At 56.7% G+C, this 19,853-nt stretch carries 15 protein-coding genes, 2 tRNA genes and 3 rRNA genes; 11 read left to right on the top strand and 9 right to left on the bottom strand.

Annotation, left to right across the window (positions count from 1 at the left end; all coding sequences use genetic code 11):
• Positions 1 to 4 precede the first annotated feature (4 nt).
• The gene (nudC, locus tag ACSAMW_RS22000; protein ID WP_500592079.1) at positions 5 to 835 is read left to right on the top strand and encodes an NAD(+) diphosphatase; all 831 of its coding nucleotides are present in this window, start codon (positions 5 to 7) and stop codon (positions 833 to 835) included.
• On the opposite strand, the gene ACSAMW_RS22005 is transcribed toward nudC, so the two are convergent.
• The 7 genes from ACSAMW_RS22005 to efeU all read right to left on the bottom strand — a co-directional run bounded on the left by ACSAMW_RS22005 (position 803) and on the right by efeU (position 7,841).
• Entirely contained in the window at positions 803 to 1,582 is a 780-nt protein-coding gene (locus tag ACSAMW_RS22005; protein ID WP_500592080.1) for a TSUP family transporter, read from the bottom strand. The genes nudC and ACSAMW_RS22005 overlap by 33 nt on opposite strands.
• A 76-nt stretch (positions 1,583 to 1,658) precedes the next feature.
• On the bottom strand, positions 1,659 to 2,423 hold the full coding sequence (locus ACSAMW_RS22010; RefSeq protein WP_500592081.1) for an SDR family oxidoreductase: 765 nt from the start codon (positions 2,421 to 2,423) through the stop codon (positions 1,659 to 1,661).
• An 11-nt stretch (positions 2,424 to 2,434) separates the two neighbouring features.
• Positions 2,435 to 3,502 (bottom strand): phosphotransferase family protein, encoded by a 1,068-nt coding sequence (locus ACSAMW_RS22015; RefSeq protein WP_500592082.1) that lies wholly within the window; start codon positions 3,500 to 3,502, stop codon positions 2,435 to 2,437.
• A 141-nt stretch (positions 3,503 to 3,643) separates the two neighbouring features.
• Entirely contained in the window at positions 3,644 to 4,465 is an 822-nt protein-coding gene (gene efeO / locus ACSAMW_RS22020) for an iron uptake system protein EfeO (protein ID WP_500592083.1), read from the bottom strand.
• An 18-nt stretch (positions 4,466 to 4,483) separates the two neighbouring features.
• The gene (gene efeB / locus ACSAMW_RS22025; RefSeq protein ID WP_500592084.1) at positions 4,484 to 5,785 is read right to left on the bottom strand and encodes an iron uptake transporter deferrochelatase/peroxidase subunit; all 1,302 of its coding nucleotides are present in this window, start codon (positions 5,783 to 5,785) and stop codon (positions 4,484 to 4,486) included.
• A 13-nt stretch (positions 5,786 to 5,798) separates the two neighbouring features.
• Positions 5,799 to 6,989 (bottom strand): iron uptake system protein EfeO, encoded by a 1,191-nt coding sequence (gene efeO, locus ACSAMW_RS22030; protein ID WP_500592085.1) that lies wholly within the window; start codon positions 6,987 to 6,989, stop codon positions 5,799 to 5,801.
• Positions 6,990 to 6,998: 9 nt separating this feature from the next.
• Positions 6,999 to 7,841 (bottom strand): iron uptake transporter permease EfeU, encoded by an 843-nt coding sequence (gene efeU / locus ACSAMW_RS22035; RefSeq protein ID WP_500592086.1) that lies wholly within the window; start codon positions 7,839 to 7,841, stop codon positions 6,999 to 7,001.
• A 309-nt stretch (positions 7,842 to 8,150) separates the two neighbouring features.
• Here efeU and ACSAMW_RS22040 point away from each other — a divergent pair, with 309 nt between their 5' ends.
• Complete coding sequence (locus ACSAMW_RS22040) at positions 8,151 to 8,555, top strand: TraR/DksA family transcriptional regulator (protein ID WP_500592087.1); 405 nt, start codon at positions 8,151 to 8,153, stop codon at positions 8,553 to 8,555.
• 87 nt (positions 8,556 to 8,642) lie between these two features.
• On the opposite strand, the gene ACSAMW_RS22045 is transcribed toward ACSAMW_RS22040, so the two are convergent.
• Positions 8,643 to 8,894, bottom strand: coding sequence for a DUF2789 family protein (locus ACSAMW_RS22045; protein ID WP_500592088.1), 252 nt, complete (start codon positions 8,892 to 8,894; stop codon positions 8,643 to 8,645).
• Positions 8,895 to 9,193: 299 nt separating this feature from the next.
• Between ACSAMW_RS22045 and ACSAMW_RS22050 the strand changes: the two genes are divergently transcribed.
• From ACSAMW_RS22050 to ACSAMW_RS22065, 4 genes are all read left to right on the top strand, one after another.
• Complete coding sequence (locus ACSAMW_RS22050) at positions 9,194 to 9,664, top strand: hypothetical protein (protein ID WP_168084331.1); 471 nt, start codon at positions 9,194 to 9,196, stop codon at positions 9,662 to 9,664.
• A gap of 66 nt (positions 9,665 to 9,730) precedes the next feature.
• The gene (locus tag ACSAMW_RS22055) at positions 9,731 to 10,738 is read left to right on the top strand and encodes an ABC transporter substrate-binding protein (protein WP_500592089.1); all 1,008 of its coding nucleotides are present in this window, start codon (positions 9,731 to 9,733) and stop codon (positions 10,736 to 10,738) included.
• Between the two features lie 151 nt (positions 10,739 to 10,889).
• Positions 10,890 to 11,144, top strand: a complete 255-nt coding sequence (locus ACSAMW_RS22060) for a hypothetical protein (RefSeq protein WP_500592090.1) — start codon at positions 10,890 to 10,892, stop codon at positions 11,142 to 11,144.
• Between the two features lie 145 nt (positions 11,145 to 11,289).
• Positions 11,290 to 13,092: an aminopeptidase P family protein gene (locus tag ACSAMW_RS22065; RefSeq protein ID WP_500594104.1), complete on the top strand. Its 1,803-nt coding sequence runs from the start codon at positions 11,290 to 11,292 to the stop codon at positions 13,090 to 13,092.
• A 7-nt stretch (positions 13,093 to 13,099) separates the two neighbouring features.
• Here the strand turns inward: ACSAMW_RS22065 and rhtA are convergent, their stop codons facing one another.
• Positions 13,100 to 13,984, bottom strand: a complete 885-nt coding sequence (rhtA, locus tag ACSAMW_RS22070; protein WP_500592091.1) for a threonine/homoserine exporter RhtA — start codon at positions 13,982 to 13,984, stop codon at positions 13,100 to 13,102.
• A 599-nt stretch (positions 13,985 to 14,583) separates the two neighbouring features.
• Here rhtA and ACSAMW_RS22075 point away from each other — a divergent pair.
• The 5 genes from ACSAMW_RS22075 to rrf all read left to right on the top strand — a co-directional run bounded on the left by ACSAMW_RS22075 (position 14,584) and on the right by rrf (position 19,804).
• Positions 14,584 to 16,122: ribosomal RNA gene (locus tag ACSAMW_RS22075) — 16S ribosomal RNA — on the top strand.
• Positions 16,123 to 16,245: 123 nt separating this feature from the next.
• A tRNA-Ile gene (locus ACSAMW_RS22080) sits at positions 16,246 to 16,322 on the top strand.
• A gap of 9 nt (positions 16,323 to 16,331) precedes the next feature.
• A tRNA-Ala gene (locus ACSAMW_RS22085) sits at positions 16,332 to 16,407 on the top strand.
• 267 nt (positions 16,408 to 16,674) lie between these two features.
• Positions 16,675 to 19,563: ribosomal RNA gene (locus ACSAMW_RS22090) — 23S ribosomal RNA — on the top strand.
• A 125-nt stretch (positions 19,564 to 19,688) separates the two neighbouring features.
• Positions 19,689 to 19,804 (top strand): 5S ribosomal RNA (gene rrf, locus ACSAMW_RS22095).
• Together the 16S, 23S and 5S rRNA genes with 2 tRNA genes alongside form the textbook arrangement of a ribosomal RNA operon.
• Positions 19,805 to 19,853: the final 49 nt, after the last annotated feature.

Here is a 19,853-nt window from a genome sequence, read left to right on the forward strand (position 1 = left end):
ACACATGGCGTATCGCTGGACAACATCAGTATTAGACAGCACGCTCACAGGAGGCTGGGCGGTCGTCCATAGCCCTGAAGGGTTCATGTTCAACACGCAAGGCGTTTTGTTTTCCAGGGACGAATTGAAAGCATCAGGGCTACCCATAGTGCTGGAGCAGGGTATTGGTCACCTGGAAGGCGAGCCGGTCTACCTGCTCGCGCTTGAACACCCTGTATCGGTCCCAGAGTGTCAGTGGCAGAGCCTACGGGCGTTCATGTTGCAGGCAGACTTTGAACACTACCGCATGCTGGCCTATGCCGCCCAGATCGGGACTTGGGCGCGGGAGCACCGGTTCTGTGGCCGTTGTGGCTCGGCTATGACGCAAGTGTCCGGCGAACGCGCCATGCACTGTGCGCAGTGCAACCTGCGGAGTTATCCGCGAATTTCTCCAAGCATGATTGTGTTGATCACCCGAGGCGATGAGGTACTGCTAGCGCGTTCGCCTCGCTTTGCAACCGGCGTGTATAGCACCTTGGCAGGATTTGCCGAGCCAGGAGAGTCTGCTGAAGAGTGTGTAGTGCGGGAAGTGCGTGAGGAGGTGAGCCTTGAAGTGCAGAACATCTGCTACATTGGCAGCCAGTGCTGGCCCTTCCCGCATTCGCTGATGCTGGGGTTCCACGCAGAATATGCCAGCGGCAGGATCATTCCACAGGCTGATGAAATCGAAGACGCGCAATGGTTTCACATTGATGCGCTACCACCGCTCCCGGCTTCGCGCTCCATTGCCCGCTATTTGATCGACCTGTACGTGGCCCGCCGCTCAGGCTTGCCCGAACCAGTGCTGCCAGGCTAGGCGTACGGTCAAGGCCAGCACCACGGTAATGAACACGGGGCGAATAAAGGCCGCCCCACCACTGATGGCTGTACGAGCCCCCAGGAACGCACCTGCCATCATGCACAGGCCCATGGTGGCTCCTATGACCCAGTTCACTTGGCCTGAGCAGATAAACACCACTAATGCAGCCACATTGCTTACAAAGTTCATGCTCCGCGCTACACCGCTGGCCTTCACCAGATCGATGGGGTAGAGCAGCAGGCTGCTGACCGTCCAGAATGCGCCGGTCCCTGGGCCGGCCACCCCGTCATAGAAGCCCAACCCCAAACCCTGGGGGGCTTGCCAGGTTTTGCGAATCGGCGCATTACTGTCCAACGGCGCCTTTGGCGTGCCACCGAACAACAGGTACAGCCCACAGGCAAACACAATGACCGGGAGCATTTTGTTGAGCCATTCAGCAGGCAGGTAATGGGCAACGATCGCCCCCATCAGCGCACCGATGCCTGTGCACACCAAAGCGTGCCGCCATTGCCGTGGCTGGAACAACTTGCGACGGTAGTAGGTCAAGCTGGCAATGCCTGAGCCAAAGCTGGAACTGAGCTTGTTGGTACCCAGTACCAGATGAGGCGGCAGCCCCGCTGTTAGCAGGGCGGGGGTAGTCAGTAGTCCGCCGCCACCGGCGATAGCATCGATGAAGCCGGCAAGAAACGCTACACCGGCAAGAACGGCCAACGTAAGGGGGGTAACGCTGAGATCGAAGGGCATGGTGCTCTACTGCAAGGGGGCAGGAGCAATCATTCTAACCCAGGTCGCTCAGTTTGAGCGGCGCTGCCCCCCCTTGTCATGCCAGGTAGCCGCCGTCTACGTTCAAGGCTGTGCCTGTGGTATAGCTGGAAGCAGCGCTGGCCAGGTACAGCACGGCGCCTGCCATTTCCTGTGGCGCGGCAACACGGCCCATGGGGATGTGCGACAGGGCGTGGGCCAGAATTTTCTCATTGTTCACCAGCGCCGAGGCAAAGCGTGTGTCGGTCAGGCCCGGCAGCAGCGCGTTGCAACGGATGCCCAGCGTCGCGCATTCCTTGGCAAAGACCTTGGTCATGTTGATGACCGCTGCCTTGGTGATGGAATACACGCCTTGGAGGGCGCCAGGCGACACGCCATTGATGGAGGCCACATTGATGATGCTGCCACCGCGGTGTGTGCGCATGAGCTTCCCGGCTTCAACCGACATGAAGAAGTAACCACGGATATTGACGTCCACGGTTTTCTGGAAGGCCTGAATGTCGGTGTCCAGCACGTGCCCGAACTGTGGGTTGGTAGCGGCGTTGTTGACCAGGACGTCCAGGCGACCGAAACGCTCGCGGATCACTGCGAAAGTATCGGTAATCTGCATCGGCTCGCCAATATGGCAAGCCAGTGCCGTTGCCTGGCCGCCATCCGCCACAATACTGTCCGCCACCGCCTGGCAGGCCTCCAGCTTGCGGCTGGACACGATAACGTGTGCACCCTGTTGGGCCAGCAAGCGCGCGATTGCCTCGCCGATGCCGCGGCTGGCGCCGGATACAAAGGCCACTTTGCCAGTGAGGTCGAAAAGATCGGCGGGCATAGAGGCTCCTGTCAAAGGTTGGAGTGGCGAATGACGCGCAAGCTCATTTGCTCAAGCAGTGTATTGAGTGCCACAAACTGAGCGAAGCGCGGGTCGCGGGTGTGATGATTGTAGTAACGATAGTAAAGCTGCTGAACAATGCCGGCTAAACGAAACAGCCCTTGCACGTAATAGAAATCGAACGTACCTACCGCAATGCCGGCGCTTTGTTCGTAATACGCTACCATTTCGGTGCGCGTCAGCATGCCTGGCGCATTGCTGGGTTGCCGCCGAGTGCGCAGTACCGGCTCCGGGTCTCCTGCTTCCACCCAATACGCCAGGCAGTTGCCCAGGTCCATTAACGGGTCGCCCACCGTGGCCAGTTCCCAGTCGAGCACGCCGCTGATGCGTGCAGGGTTGTTGGTGTCCACAATGACATTGTCGAAGCGGTAGTCATTATGGATAAGGCTAGCTCGGCCGCTTTCCCTCGGGCACTTGTCTTGCAGCCAAGTCATGACCTGTCGCCAGCAGGGTGCATCAGGGGTCAGTGCATGGGTATAGCGTTCGCGCCAGCCATCGATCTGGCGCTGAACATAGCCTTCGGGACGGCCCAGGCTTTCTAGCCCGCAGGCCCGATAGTCCACCTGGTGCAGTTCCACCAGCCGGTCGACGAAGCTTCTGCACAGCGAGGCGGTGGCCTGCGCATCCAAGCCTAGGGGTGCAGGCAGGTCCTTTCGCAGGATCACTCCCTGTAGCCGTTCCATCACGTAGAACGGGGTACCAATCATTTGGGCATCGGTACACAGCAGCACGGGGCGGGGGGCGTAGTCGAACTGGCCAATCAGGCCCTTGAGCACATGGTATTCACGGCACATGTCGTGGGCACCATGGGCCTTGCGGCCAAGGGGCGGGCGACGTAGTACCAGGGCTCGGTCAGGATAGGTCAACAGGTACGTCAGGTTGGACGCACCGCCTGGGAACTGACGAACTACTGGCGCTCCCTGGAGTGAGGGAAGGTGGGCTTTGAGGCAGGCGTCAACAGCCTTGATGTCGAGCTCTTCACCTTTGCGCAGCTCGATCGTCGGGTCAGTGAGCGCCATGCGAATCCTTGGGTGGATGGCTGGTCATGAGCAATCTAATTGCACCGCATGACTAAGACAAGCCTGGCGAAAGGATTTCAACCAGGCCGATTGCCGGGCATACAAGCCCAGGGTGAGGGGAGAGGGTACCTGCGCGGTTCGTTAATTCAAGCCCAGCTTCCCACGTAGGGTAGAAAGGTCTTCAGCCAGTGTATTGACCGGCCCGATCATGGCCTTGCGATCGCGCTCTTTGACCTTGTCGTAGGTTTCAAAACCGCCATCCTTGGTTTTGTATTTGGCCAAGATGGTTTCGACCGTGGTGAAGTTCTTGTCTACCTTGGCTACAAATGCCTTGTCTTGCTGTTCAATCTGCGGCCGGAACAGGTCGACGATTTTCTTCGCGCCATCGACGTTGCCTTGGAAGTCGTACAGGTCCGTATGGCTGTAGCGGTCTTCCTCACCAGTGACCTTCGTAGCGGCCACTTCTTCCAGCAAGGCTGCGGCACCACCCACCACCTTCTCTGGTGGGAAGGTGAGGCCGTCGATACGGGCCTGAAGGTCTTTGACATCCTTGATCAGTTGATCAGCGAAGGCCTCGTATCCCTTTGTGGTATTGCGATCGAACAGGCCGTACTCGATACGGTGAAACCCTGTGAAGTCTTCTGCGGTAACGCCTTTCTCGTGATCGTCCACGCGGGAGTCGATCGAGGCGTCCAGGTCGCTGAACAATTCGGCAATAGGCTCAATGGCTTCATAGTGAACGCGTGTAGGCGCGTACAGCTTTTTCGCCGTCGCCAGGTCGCCCGCTTTGACTGCGTCGGTGAATGCTTGAGTTTGTGTGACCAAGTTGCCCACTTCTTCGGTGACATACAGCTTGTAGTCTGAAATGGGCTGGACCAGGTCCAGCGCGGCGGGGGCGGCTGCAAATGCAGGTGCTGCAAGAGCGCTCATAGCAATCATGGACGCGAGCAAGGTCTTTTTCATCAGCGACGTTCCCTTCGATCAGGTAGTGGTATGAGATGTAGCCATGAGCAGTGAACGGCCGATGAAGTCTTCGGCGTCGCGCACTCCCGGCAGGGTGAAGAAATAGCCACCGCCGGTAGGTTTGAGATACTCCTCCAAGGGTTCCCCGTTCAGGCGGGTCTGAACCGTAATAAAACCTTTCTCAAGGTCTGCCTGGTAGCAGATGAACAGCAGGCCCATGTCCAGTTGGCCGTTCTTGTTCACACCGTTGGAGTAATTGAACGGCCGACGCAAAATCAAGTTGGCTTCGCTGCCAGGTGTACGCGGGTTGGCCAGGCGAATATGGGAATCCAGGCGTGTCTGCTTGCCTTCAGGGTCGTTGCGGTAGTCAGGCAGTGTGGCCTCGGTGCCGCCTTGCATGGGCGCACCTGTCACCTTTTGCCGCCCGAAAATGCTTTCCTGTTCCTGCAGAGGTGTACGGTCCCAGCGCTCCACAAAGTTGCGGATGATGCGCACAGCCTGGTAACTGCCGTGGGTGGCCCAGGCAGGTTCGTCGCTGTCGGCCTGAACCCATACCAGCCGGTCCATTTCATGGGTGTCTGTTGAGTCAGGGTTGGCGCTGCCATCCCGGAACCCCAGGAAATTACGAGCATTCTGTGCAGGCTCGCCAGGCTTGGTAGGCGCCTGGGCTGGCACGGAGCCTTCTTGCTTCCAGCGTACGAACAACAGGTCGGGAAGTGCCTTGATAACGTCACGCAATGCGTGAATGTTGGTATCTGGTGTATTGGAGCAGAACTGCAGGGTCAGGTCGCCATGGCAACGCTCTTCTTCCAGGGCGTCGTTGGGAAAGCCCACCATGCGCGTGAGGCGCTTGGGTTTAACGGATTCAAGGCCGTAGCGATCGTCGAACAGCGAGGCGCCCGCTGATACCGTGACCGTAAGGTTGTCCGGCGTGACGATAGGGCCAAGAATCCCCGAATCCGGTGGGGGCAGTTTAGGGTCCAACGTATCCACCGGTCCACCTTGGGTGAGAAAGCGCAAGCGTTCATCCAGTGTGCGGAACAGCCGCTCCAGGTCGGCGCGGTCAGTGGCCAGCACGTCGAACGCCACAAACATGCCTGCAGCAGGGCGTGGCGTCACGATGCCGGCCTGGTAAGTGCCCTGGTAGGGGTGACGGTCTTCGGTACGGTCGCTTTCGGGCGCAGCCGTTACCTTGTTTTCACTGGCCTGGGCCAGCATTGGGCAACCCAGGCCAGTCCCGGCCAGCGCCGCGCCTGCGGCCCCAAGGCCAAACAATACGCGGCGGCGTTCAGGGGAGGGGAGGTGGCGTTTGTCAGTCATTGCGTAAGTGCCTTCAAAGCGCGGACAGGCCAAGGGCCGGATCAATGCCATCCAGGGCGTCAGCCAGTGCGCGGGCGCGGTCGGCAATCGCCTGGCGCTGCACCTGGGTAAATTGGTCATAGGAACGGTTTTCGCTACGCGAGGCGGTCAGCGCTGTATCGAAGGCGGCCCTGGCCGCGTCGATCTTCGCTTGCACATCAGGCGCACTCTTCTCTACCAAGGGGCGCATCAACGCCATGACCTTGGACGCGCCTTCAAGGTTGGCGGTAAAGCCGTACAGGTCCAGATGGCTATAGCGTTCTTCCTCGCCCTTGAAGCGGTTGTCGGCCAGCGTACGCAGGTTGCGCGATACCAGGCTTACCAGTTGGTCGGGGGCAATGGGTTGAGCCAGCAGTTGGGCCTTGAGGGTAGTCACGTCTGCCAGCAGCTTCTGCGCAAAGGGCGCAAGGGAAGGCGCATCGCTGGCAGGCGTGGCGAACAGGCCATATTCAATGCGATGGAAACCTGTGAAGCCTGGGTCTTGCTCGCGTCTTTCGTAATAATCAGCGCGTGCATCGATGGCGTTATTCAAATCGGCAAAACGTTGCGCAGCACCCGCAATCCGCTGGTAAATGGCACGGGCCGGTGCATACAAACTGCGGGCCTTGGCAAGGTCGCCGTCACCGATGGCGGCTGACAGATCGCCTACAGCTTTGATCAATAGCCCACCTTGCTGGCTCAGGTACACCCGGTATTCCGATAACGGGCCTATAAACGCCGCCATGGCCGGCCGTGCCTTGGCCTTTGCCTCGGACTCGGCGGTGGCCGTTACGGTCAGGGTGCCACGGGGGTTGCTCAGCAGGCCGCAGGTGATGGCGTACTGCCCGGGCTGCAGGTTGGCATTGATCACCTGGCTTAGGCCGGGGGCAATGTTTTCGCGCTCCTCCACCACGAGCACGCCGTCCAGAATTTCCCATTCCACCGCTCGGTCTGAGGCGTTGACGATGCGAAAAGCTGCTTTACCAGCAGGCAGGGTAATGGCGGCTGGCTCACAGTGGTGATCCTGGATGGTAACGATGGTCTCCTGACCGGTGTGGGCTTTGCGTTTTTCTGACGCAACATTGGCGGCGTAATAGAACAGAACACCGGCAGCCACCATAAGGACCACCGAGCCGGCTACCGCCACGCGTAACAGGCGAGGCGGGCGAGAAACTGAATTGGGCATTGAAGACGCCTAGGAATGGCTGATGGAAGGTGCCGCAGTGCCAGCGGCGGGGCGCACTGGGGCGAAGAACAAGGCCAACGCTACTGCCAGGTAAATGACCCAGGCCCCAAGCGTGCTGATAGTAGGGGTGTCCTGGTAACCGAACATACCTGCCAATACCGCCCCTGTGGGGCTATCCATCGGCAGGGCCGTGCTCCAGTCGAACACCACCTGCTGCAGGCTGTTCCACAGGCCAGCCTCATGCAGTGCTTGCACTGAATTGGCCAGAATGCCTGCGGCAACTACGAGAATGAACAACCCGGTCCAACGGAAAAACCGAGACAGATTGAGCTTCAAGCTGCCTTTGTAAAGCGCTACGCCTACCAGCACGGCGGCGACCAGGCCAAGTAGTGCTCCTAAAGGCGCCTCGGTGCCCTGACTCTGCTGGAACACTGCCAGTAAAAAGAACACTGTCTCCAGGCCCTCACGAGCCACTGCAAAAAACACCATGGCAATCAGGGCGAACACCTGGTTGCGTGACCCTGCCAGGGCATGGTCGAGGGATTCATGAAGGGTGTGCTTGATCGAACGCGCCACCTTGCGCATCCAGAAGACCATAGAGCTTAGAATACCGACAGCGACTAGCCCGATAACGCCTTCGAACAGTTCCTGTTCTTTTTGCGGAAACTCGGCACTGGCCAGCTCCAGGCCTCCTCCTGCCAGCAGAGCAAGGGCCGCAGCCAGGAACACGCCTACCCAAACCGCCGGCATCCACTCGCCCCGACCGGTCTGCTTGAGGTAACTGGCGATGATGCCAACGATAAGCGTCGCTTCGATGCCTTCGCGCAGCATGATCAGAAAAGGGACAAGCATCGGCCACCGGGTTTGAACGAATGAGAGTGGGTTTTGTAACATAATGAGACTCATTATTGAACGCGGCAGGTCTCATCTTTCATCTACTTGTCATGTTCTCCGACCAAGGGTTCGCGCTGAATAGAGAGTGTGACAGAAAGGTTTCCAACCTACGGACAGGTCTGCACAGGGCTCCAAATCCACACCTGCTATTGCTGCGCGACGTTCACGCCCGTAGACTCCCGCCCTTTATTTGCTTTTATCCGTCGCGCGGTTTCGCTGGCGCGACCGCCCTATGATCCCGTGTTACCCAGGTTTATCGAGAACTCAATGACGAAGGAAAAGTTGCTGGCCATGCCGGCCGATGACTACATGAATGCCGAACAGCATGCGTATTTCACAACGCTGCTGAAAACCATGAAAGTGGAAACGCAGGCGCGCATCGACGAAAACCGTATCGCTATTGAAAGCCTGGATTCCCCTGCAGACCCGGCTGATGCAGCCTCGGTGGAAGAAGAGCGGCACTGGCTGGTGAATACAATCGAGCGGGACCAGCGCATGCTGCCGCAACTTGAGCAGGCCTTGGACCGCATCGCGGATGACAGCTTTGGTTGGTGCGAAGACAGCGGTGAACCCATTGGCCTGAAGCGCCTGCTGATCAGCCCTACCACCAAATACTGCATCGAGGCGCAGGAGCGTCACGAGCAGCTGGATCGTCACCAGCGCCAGGCCTGACCTGCAAGGCTGCCATCGGTGGTCTTTCCAGCGCCAGTGTTGAGTGTGCAGCCTGCAGTGTGAGCAGCGGGCTGCACCGGCCAGGTGTCAGTTGGCCTGCTGGTTGGCATCATGGTGCAGGCGAGTATTGAGTTCGTCGACCCAAGGCGCCTGCTCCCCGTCTTCCATGATCGCTTCCTTCAGAAAGCTGGCCTGGGCATCGCTCCAGAAGTCTGCCTCTGACACTTTCACATCGGCGGCAAGTTGGTGAGTGTCAATGAACTGATCGATTTTATCGTCGTCAGTCTCCAGTCCAAGTTGTGCAAACAGGCTCTCGAGTGAGTGATGTACGTCTTCCATGGGGCCTCCAGTCTTTCGTTCGGGTGAGAGGTTGCAGTCAAGGCGTTGGAGCCGTGTCGCTGCCTAGGAGTTCGGCGGGTTTTTCGATCCTTTTTGCAGGAACAGCGGAAAGAGCTTTTCTTCGCCACGAATTTTGATGAGAATCCATAGGGTCGGCATCTCTTTACGTGGTGGGCCTTTTTTATGGCCCCTTGATACGTGTCGGCTTGTTACTCACCTTGCTTCCTGCTGCGGGCTTCGCCGCAGGGCAGCGCGTACGTGAGCGTTACTGGTTATTTCATCGTGTTGAGGATAGTCCGTTGGCAGTCAGCAGTCTGGAGATGCATGCCCTTTTCGTGCTGGGTGATTTGCGCGCAAAGTTGGTAAAGTTATTTCAATCTCGTTTTGTATACATCACCGAACAGTCGGCAGACAGTCTCTACATGGCCGAAGTGGATACTGAGTCGGCACTTGTAGTCGACGACAAGCCTGGTCTGCAGCTTAAAGTAGGCGATCATTTTCGTGCGGCGGTGTTGCCTAGCCGTGAAGGCGGAAAGTTGGAAGTAAAGTTTCGTGATCTCAAATTCACCATTTATGGGCTGGGTGAATATGCCTTTGTTGAAACACCTTTTGGCAGCGGCATCGTGTTCCGTCAAGGGCAAAGCGTGATGCTGGTATTCGCGGCCAAGGAGCAATTGGTAGGCGGGCTTACCAAGCCCCTCAAGGGTGCGGTAGCCAAGGCCGCCAAATGGCGAACGGGCGAATTGACCTTCAAGGCCAGTGAACAGTAGGCATACGTTCTGGGCGAACCTCGGCTAGGCTGTGCCTGTTATTTGCCACCAGCCTTGAGGTTCCAGATGATCAACCGTCGTGCAAAAGCAATTGGCCTGGGTGCCGCGCTTCTATTAAGTGCGCTTTCAACAACGCAAGCAGCCGAAACTGTACGCTTCGCCGCTCTGAATTGGGAAAGCGGTAGTGTGATCACCGAGGTGCTCAGGCTTGTGGTCGAAAAAGGCTATGGGTTGCCCACTGACACCCTGCCTGGTACCACCGTTACCCTGGAAGCTGGCCTGGCCAGGAACGATATCCAAGTCATTGCCGAAGAGTGGGCAGGTCGCAGCCCTGTATGGAACGAGGCTGAAGCGAAGGGGCAGGTCAAGGGGCTCGGTGATATCGTCAATGGCGCTACCGAAGGGTGGTGGGTTCCTGCTTATGTTGTAAAGGGTGACCCTGCCAAGGGGATAAAACCCCTGGCGCCAGACCTTCACAGCGTTGCAGACCTTGCACGGTACAAGGATGTGTTCAGGGACCCTGAAACGCCCGGCAAAGGTCGCTTTTTGAATAGCCCCACCGGCTGGACATCCGAAGTAGTCAATGGTCAGAAACTTAAAGCCTATGGCCTGGCGGACAGTTTCACCAACTTCCGTGCAGGGTCTGGCGCAGCGCTCGACGCTGAGATCACGTCATCGGTCAAGCGCGGAAAGCCAGTGCTGTTCTATTACTGGAGCCCCACACCGCTTTTGGGCCGCTATGACTTCATACAGCTTGAAGAGCCGCCTTTTGATGCCGAGGCGTGGAAAACCCTGACAGACGCTAAAAATGATAACCCAAAGCCCACACGCTCACTGGCCTCCAAACTTTCCATTGGTGTATCCAAAGCGTTTGAGCAGGCACATCCGGACATCAGTGCTGCCTTCGCCAAGGTGGATCTCCCGATCACGCCGCTTAACCAGGCCCTGGCAGGTATGAGCGAAAAGCACCGTGATCCGCGTACCGTGGCCGTTGAGTTGCTTCGGCAACACCCCGATTGGCTAGCGCGCTGGTTGCCGGCTGATGTGGCCAGCAAGGTACAGGGCGGTTTGTGAAGGTGTAGAGCTGGCCGTTGTTGTCCCAGCCTGAAAGGGTTCAATGGCCGGGGCAATAGCCACTATCAGATTCGTTGATTTCCCGGTTCGCGTGCCAAGGCTTAGCGTTAGGCATCCCGAGACATTGACCCTGACAGGGCTGGAGGTCCCCATGAAACGCTCGATGCTGCTGGCTTCGCTGATGGCCTTTGCAATGCTGACCGGTTGCGCCACAAGTAGCCCCGAATCCCGTGCCTATACCGACGAAGAGCGCTTCGAGCTGTCGTTGGAAGCGCTTAACCGGCAAGCCTTGCCGTATGAGCAGTATATGCAGGCACGTGCCAGGCTGGTTCGTGCCCAAGATGCTGAAGCCTCCAACCTCGCCCAGCAGGGCATGTCGGTGGCACGGGTGGGTCGCGACAGTTAACTGAGGGTGCGCGAGCAAGCCTCTGGCTACAGGGCATGTGCCTCTCAGGCCGCCCAGTGTGGATTAAAAGCGAATCAAACCGGCTTGCTGCCGTACAGCACCTGCCGCATGATTGCTTTTTCCTTGGTGGTATGGAGCTCCGATGATTCCCCCTAGTCCATTGGCCTCGGTCCCCGAACGCCTTGCCAGCGTCCGTCAGTTGTTGTTGAGCGAGCAATTGGATGCGCTGCTGGTGCCTTCTGCCGATCCACACTTGTCTGAATACCTGCCTGGACACTGGCAGGCCCGGCGCTGGCTGTCAGGTTTCGAGGGCTCGGTAGGTACCTTGGTGGTCACACCCTCGTTTGCCGGCCTGTGGGCCGACAGCCGTTACTGGGAACAGGCCGAGCGTGAGCTGGCGGGCAGCGGCATTGAGCTGATGAAGCTTCAACCCGGTGCCCCGGCACCCCAGGATTGGCTGGCCGAACAGCTCCCTGAGGGCGCAAGCGTCGCGGTAGACGCCAGGGTGCTTGCGCTGCAGGCTGAGCGCAGCTTGCGTGAGCGGCTTGTTGGGCGAGGTATTTACCTACGCACGGACCGTGACTGGGTGGGTGACGTATGGCATGACAGGCCTGCCTTGCCCCGTGCCCCTGTTTATGCGCACGAGGCACCGACGGCTACCGAGCCTGTGGATAGCAAATTGTCCCGCGTGCGGCAGGCCATGGTCAGCGCGGGGGCGGACGCTCATTTCATCGCCACAGTGGATGACATTGCCTGGTTATTCAACCTGCGCGGCAGTGACGTCAGTTACAACCCGGTGTTTCTTTCCTTCGCTTTGATAAAGCCAGACACCGCATGGCTATGGGTGGGGGAGGGCAAACTATCCTCGGCCCTGATTGAGTCATTGGCTAAAGACGGTGTGGAGGTTCGGAACTACACACAGGCCCAGGCAGACCTTGCCACGCTGCGGCCCGGTACTTCTTTGCTGATTGACCCTGCACGTGTTACTGCAGGCGTCATGGCTTCTGTACCTGAGTCGGTGAAATGGGTGGAGCACATCAACCCGTCTACCCTGTTCAAGTCCCGCAAAACGGCGGCTGACCTTTCCCATGTACGTGCGGCTATGGAGCACGACGGCGCAGCATTGTGTGATTTCTTTGCATGGCTTGAGCAGTCCTTGGGTACCACGCGGGTTACTGAAGTGGACATTGACCACCAGTTGATCGCTGCCCGCTCACGTCAGCCCGGCTATGTGTGCCCCAGCTTTGCCACCATTGCAGCGTTCGCTGCCAATGGGGCGCTGCCTCACTATCGCGCGACGGAGACGGCGCATTCGGTGATAGAAGGCAATGGCCTGCTGTTGATCGATTCGGGCGCTCAATACGCCGGGGGCACCACGGATATCACTCGAATGGTAGCGGTGGGCGAGCTTACCCCTGATCAGAGGGCAGATTGTACGAGAGTGCTGCAAGGCATGATCGCGTTGTCTGCCGCGCGTTTCCCTGAAGGTATTGCAACGCCCCTGCTCGATGCCATAGCCCGTGCACCTTTGTGGGCTGATAACGTCAACTATGGTCACGGCACCGGGCACGGTGTGGGTTATTTTCTGAATGTACATGAGGGACCGCAGGTCATTGCCTACCAGGCTGCTCCTGGGCCGCACACGGCTATGCGTGAGGGAATGATCACTTCAATTGAGCCGGGTACGTACCGGCCTGGTCGCTGGGGCGTGCGTATTGAGAACCTGGTGGCCACCAGAGCTGCAGGCGAAAGTGAATTCGGGGCATTTCTTCAGTTCGAGACCCTCACCTTGTGCCCCATCGATACGCGTTGCCTGGCGGTGGAAAGGCTTGCGCCGAGCGAGCGTGAATGGCTCAACGGTTACCATGCCCACGTGCGCGAGCGGCTGTCGCCCCTGGTCAGCGGGCAGGCATTGGCCTGGCTGATCGAGCGCACCGCTGCAGTATAGTCAACGTTCAGTCGGCAGCCGCCACGGCTGCCGGTTGGCGGGGCGTAGTCATCGTGGCACCTATGGATGCCGCGATGATTGCGCCAATGGCAAGCCACTGGTTCGTTGACAGTTGCTCACCTAGAAAAACCAACCCTGAGAGCGCGCCAATGGCAGGCTCCATGCTCATCAGTATGCCAAAGGTGCGAGCGGGCATTCGGGTAAGCGCAACCATCTCCAGGCTATAGGGGAGGGCGGTAGACAGAACAGCCACACCAATGGCTGCTGGCAGAATGGCAGGGTTCAGCAACGTGCTCCCCGCAGCAGCGACGCCAAAGGGCGCGATGCACAAAGCTGCGATGCCCACGCCCAAGGCTGCCGTCTGAATGCCATGGGCTTCCCCCGCCTTTTGGCCGAACACTATATAAAGTGCCCAGCACGCCCCCGCACTTAGCGCATACAGTGCCCCGGTCATGTCCATGCCTGCGCCGTTGGCAGCGCCCGGAATCAATAGCACCATGCCGGCGATAGCCAGCCCTACCCAGCAGAAGTCGACCTTGCGCCTGGAGGACAAGACAGCCACGGCCAAAGGGCCGGTAAACTCCAGCGCAACGGCAATCCCCAGAGGCACGGTGCGCAGTGACATATAGAACAGGAAGTTCATGCCGCCCAAGGCCAGGCCGTATACCGCTACGTGCCGCAGCCCATGCAGTGTCAGCCTGCTTTGCCAAGGCCGTAGAACTGCCAGAAGAATCAAAGCGGCGAAGATAAGACGTACGGCGGTGGTACCTGGTGCGCCAATCAGAGGAAATAGCGATTTGGCCAGAGAAGCCCCCGATTGTATGGAGGCCATGGCTATCAACAGCAGGCTGATAGGAAAAGCGAGAGCGCGCAGGGGCGCAGAGGTAGCCATTGTGGACCTTATAGACAGAACGAGCAGGCGGGCATGATCGCGGAAGCCTTGCTGCGAGGCAATGCTGGGTAATACCTTTGATTTGAACTATCTTGAAAATACCTGTTGACGCCCTTTCGAATCCCCTTATAATGCGCCCCACTTCCAGCGACAACGGAACAGCAAACTTCTTGAGAATCAGGGGTTTACAGTTTCAAAGGTGCTGGAAGTGCTTCGGTCTCCGGATCGGATGCGGTGAAAAAGGGAGTTGACAGCAAGTTGTAACGCTGTAGAATTCGCCTCCCGCTTCGAGAGGTTGGTGAAGCGGTCAAGTGTTTGAAGTTGAACGAGAAATTCTGAAAACTTCGCAAAATAAACGCTTGACAGGATGTACAGGCAGCGTAGAATGCGCGCCTCGGTTGAAGCGAAACACTTCAGCCACCGCTCTTTAACAAATGAATCAAGCAATTCGTGTGGGTGCTTGTGAGTTGGACTGATTGTCACAATGATTATCAGCATCACAAGTAACTCAGCGAAGAAATTCGAATGAGTGGCTTCCTTCGGGAAGTCTTGCGATTGCTGAGCCAAGTTTAGGGTTTTCTCAAAACCCAAGCAGTATTGAACTGAAGAGTTTGATCATGGCTCAGATTGAACGCTGGCGGCAGGCCTAACACATGCAAGTCGAGCGGCAGCACGGGAGCTTGCTCCTGGTGGCGAGCGGCGGACGGGTGAGTAATGCCTAGGAATCTGCCTGATAGTGGGGGATAACAACCGGAAACGGTTGCTAATACCGCATACGTCCTACGGGAGAAAGTGGGGGACCCTCGGGCCTCACGCTATCAGATGAGCCTAGGTCGGATTAGCTAGTTGGTAGGGTAAAGGCCTACCAAGGCGACGATCCGTAACTGGTCTGAGAGGATGATCAGTCACACTGGAACTGAGACACGGTCCAGACTCCTACGGGAGGCAGCAGTGGGGAATATTGGACAATGGGCGAAAGCCTGATCCAGCCATGCCGCGTGTGTGAAGAAGGTCTTCGGATTGTAAAGCACTTTAAGTTGGGAGGAAGGGCAGCTAGCGAATACCTGGTTGTCTTGACGTTACCGACAGAATAAGCACCGGCTAACTCTGTGCCAGCAGCCGCGGTAATACAGAGGGTGCAAGCGTTAATCGGAATTACTGGGCGTAAAGCGCGCGTAGGCGGTTTGTCAAGTCGAATGTGAAATCCCCGGGCTCAACCTGGGAACTGCATCCGAAACTGGCAAGCTAGAGTATGGTAGAGGGTGGTGGAATTTCCTGTGTAGCGGTGAAATGCGTAGATATAGGAAGGAACATCAGTGGCGAAGGCGACCACCTGGACCAATACTGACGCTGAGGTGCGAAAGCGTGGGGAGCAAACAGGATTAGATACCCTGGTAGTCCACGCCGTAAACGATGTCAACTAGCCGTTGGGATCCTTGAGATCTTAGTGGCGCAGCTAACGCATTAAGTTGACCGCCTGGGGAGTACGGCCGCAAGGTTAAAACTCAAATGAATTGACGGGGGCCCGCACAAGCGGTGGAGCATGTGGTTTAATTCGAAGCAACGCGAAGAACCTTACCAGGCCTTGACATCCAATGAACTTTCCAGAGATGGATTGGTGCCTTCGGGAACATTGAGACAGGTGCTGCATGGCTGTCGTCAGCTCGTGTCGTGAGATGTTGGGTTAAGTCCCGTAACGAGCGCAACCCTTGTCCTTAGTTACCAGCACGTTATGGTGGGCACTCTAAGGAGACTGCCGGTGACAAACCGGAGGAAGGTGGGGATGACGTCAAGTCATCATGGCCCTTACGGCCTGGGCTACACACGTGCTACAATGGTCGGTACAGAGGGTTGCCAAGCCGCGAGGTGGAGCTAATCTCACAAAACCGATCGTAGTCCGGATCGCAGTCTGCAACTCGACTGCGTGAAGTCGGAATCGCTAGTAATCGCGAATCAGAACGTCGCGGTGAATACGTTCCCGGGCCTTGTACACACCGCCCGTCACACCATGGGAGTGGGTTGCACCAGAAGTAGCTAGTCTAACCTTCGGGAGGACGGTTACCACGGTGTGATTCATGACTGGGGTGAAGTCGTAACAAGGTAGCCGTAGGGGAACCTGCGGCTGGATCACCTCCTTAATCGACGACACAGCCACCCATAAGCACCCACACGAATTGCTTGATTCCTTGTAAAGACGATGAAAGAAAGCTCCAAGCTTAAAGCTGCAAGCTTCAAGCCTGATTGCGGTACGCATCAAGATTGGGTCTGTAGCTCAGTTGGTTAGAGCGCACCCTTGATAAGGGTGAGGTCGGCAGTTCGAATCTGCCCAGACCCACCAATTTTGTTTGGGGCCATAGCTCAGCTGGGAGAGCGCCTGCCTTGCACGCAGGAGGTCAGCGGTTCGATCCCGCTTGGCTCCACCATTTGTACACAGCACCTGCTTGCTGTGCTTTCTTGAAGTAGAAAGCAGAAATGAATATTTGCCAACGGCGAATGTTGATTTCTGGTTTTTCCAACAGAATCGTTCTTTAAAAATTTGGGTATGTGATAGAAAGTTAGACTGAATAGCACTTTCACTGGTGTTCATTCAGGCTAAGGTAAAATTTGTGAGCTGTTCCTAGAACAGAAGTGCGAATTTTCGGCGAATGTTGTCTTCACAACCGTAATCCCGAGATTGCTTGGGGTTATATGGTCAAGTGAATAAGCGCATACGGTGGATGCCTTGGCAGTCAGAGGCGATGAAAGACGTGGTAGCCTGCGATAAGCTTCGGGGAGTCGGCAAACAGACTTTGATCCGGAGATCTCTGAATGGGGGAACCCACTCAGCATAAGCTGGGTATCTTGTACTGAATCCATAGGTGCAAGAGGCGAACCAGGGGAACTGAAACATCTAAGTACCCTGAGGAAAAGAAATCAACCGAGATTCCCTTAGTAGTGGCGAGCGAACGGGGACCAGCCCTTAAGTTGGTTTGAGATTAGCGGAACGCTCTGGAAAGTGCGGCCATAGTGGGTGATAGCCCTGTACGCGAAAATCTCTTGTCAATGAAATCGAGTAGGACGGAGCACGAGAAACTTTGTCTGAACATGGGGGGACCATCCTCCAAGGCTAAATACTACTGACTGACCGATAGTGAACCAGTACCGTGAGGGAAAGGCGAAAAGAACCCCGGAGAGGGGAGTGAAATAGAACCTGAAACCGTATGCGTACAAGCAGTGGGAGCAGACTTGTTCTGTGACTGCGTACCTTTTGTATAATGGGTCAGCGACTTATATTCAGTGGCGAGCTTAACCGAATAGGGGAGGCGTAGCGAAAGCGAGTCTTAATAGGGCGTTTAGTCGCTGGGTATAGACCCGAAACCGGGCGATCTATCCATGGGCAGGTTGAAGGTTAGGTAACACTGACTGGAGGACCGAACCGACTACCGTTGAAAAGTTAGCGGATGACCTGTGGATCGGAGTGAAAGGCTAATCAAGCTCGGAGATAGCTGGTTCTCCTCGAAAGCTATTTAGGTAGCGCCTCATGTATCACTGTAGGGGGTAGAGCACTGTTTCGGCTAGGGGGTCATCCCGACTTACCAAACCGATGCAAACTCCGAATACCTACAAGTGCCGAGCATGGGAGACACACGGCGGGTGCTAACGTCCGTCGTGAAAAGGGAAACAACCCAGACCGTCAGCTAAGGTCCCAAAGTTATGGTTAAGTGGGAAACGATGTGGGAAGGCTTAGACAGCTAGGAGGTTGGCTTAGAAGCAGCCACCCTTTAAAGAAAGCGTAATAGCTCACTAGTCGAGTCGGCCTGCGCGGAAGATGTAACGGGGCTCAAACCATACACCGAAGCTACGGGTGTCACGCAAGTGACGCGGTAGAGGAGCGTTCTGTAAGCCTGTGAAGGTCAGTTGAGAAGCTGGCTGGAGGTATCAGAAGTGCGAATGCTGACATGAGTAACGACAATGCGAGTGAAAAACTCGCACGCCGAAAAACCAAGGTTTCCTGCGCAACGTTAATCGACGCAGGGTTAGTCGGTCCCTAAGGCGAGGCTGAAAAGCGTAGTCGATGGAAAACAGGTTAATATTCCTGTACTTCTGGTTACTGCGATGGAGGGACGGAGAAGGCTAGGCCAGCTTGGCGTTGGTTGTCCAAGTTTAAGGTGGTAGGCTGAGATCTTAGGTAAATCCGGGATCTTAAGGCCGAGAGCTGATGACGAGTGTCCTTAGGACATGAAGTGGTCGATGCCATGCTTCCAGGAAAAGCTTCTAAGCTTCAGGTAACCAGGAACCGTACCCCAAACCGACACAGGTGGTTGGGTAGAGAATACCAAGGCGCTTGAGAGAACTCGGGTGAAGGAACTAGGCAAAATGGCACCGTAACTTCGGGAGAAGGTGCGCCGGCGAAGGTGAAGGGTTTACCCCGTAAGCTTTTGCCGGTCGAAGATACCAGGCCGCTGCGACTGTTTATTAAAAACACAGCACTCTGCAAACACGAAAGTGGACGTATAGGGTGTGACGCCTGCCCGGTGCCGGAAGGTTAATTGATGGGGTTAGCGCAAGCGAAGCTCTTGATCGAAGCCCCGGTAAACGGCGGCCGTAACTATAACGGTCCTAAGGTAGCGAAATTCCTTGTCGGGTAAGTTCCGACCTGCACGAATGGCGTAACGATGGCGGCGCTGTCTCCACCCGAGACTCAGTGAAATTGAAATCGCTGTGAAGATGCAGTGTATCCGCGGCTAGACGGAAAGACCCCGTGAACCTTTACTATAGCTTTGCACTGGACTTTGAGCTTGCTTGTGTAGGATAGGTGGGAGGCTTTGAAGCGTGGACGCCAGTCTGCGTGGAGCCAACCTTGAAATACCACCCTGGCAACCTTGAGGTTCTAACTCAGGTCCGTTATCCGGATCGAGGACAGTGTATGGTGGGTAGTTTGACTGGGGCGGTCTCCTCCCAAAGAGTAACGGAGGAGTACGAAGGTGCGCTCAGACCGGTCGGAAATCGGTCGTAGAGTATAAAGGCAAAAGCGCGCTTGACTGCGAGACAGACACGTCGAGCAGGTACGAAAGTAGGTCTTAGTGATCCGGTGGTTCTGTATGGAAGGGCCATCGCTCAACGGATAAAAGGTACTCCGGGGATAACAGGCTGATACCGCCCAAGAGTTCATATCGACGGCGGTGTTTGGCACCTCGATGTCGGCTCATCACATCCTGGGGCTGAAGCCGGTCCCAAGGGTATGGCTGTTCGCCATTTAAAGTGGTACGCGAGCTGGGTTTAGAACGTCGTGAGACAGTTCGGTCCCTATCTGCCGTGGACGTTTGAGATTTGAGAGGGGCTGCTCCTAGTACGAGAGGACCGGAGTGGACGAACCTCTGGTGTTCCGGTTGTCACGCCAGTGGCATTGCCGGGTAGCTATGTTCGGAAGAGATAACCGCTGAAAGCATCTAAGCGGGAAACTTGCCTCAAGATGAGATCTCACTGGAGCCTTGAGCTCCCTGAAGGGCCGTCGAAGACTACGACGTTGATAGGTGGGGTGTGTAAGCGCTGTGAGGCGTTGAGCTAACCCATACTAATTGCCCGTGAGGCTTGACCATATAACACCCAAGCAATCTGTGCCTGCACAGAGCGCGGTGGTGAAGACGCATCCGAAAAGACGCACACTCACACATCACATACCCAGATCTGCAGCCGCGTGAACACGAGGCCGCAACCCGAATTTCTTGACGACCATAGAGCATTGGAACCACCTGATCCCATCCCGAACTCAGCAGTGAAACGATGCATCGCCGATGGTAGTGTGGGGTTTCCCCATGTGAGAGTAGGTCATCGTCAAGATTCAAACCCAAAACCCCTGATCGCCCTGCGATCAGGGGTTTTGTCTTTT

This window comes from Pseudomonas sp. AB39(2026), assembly GCF_059831485.1.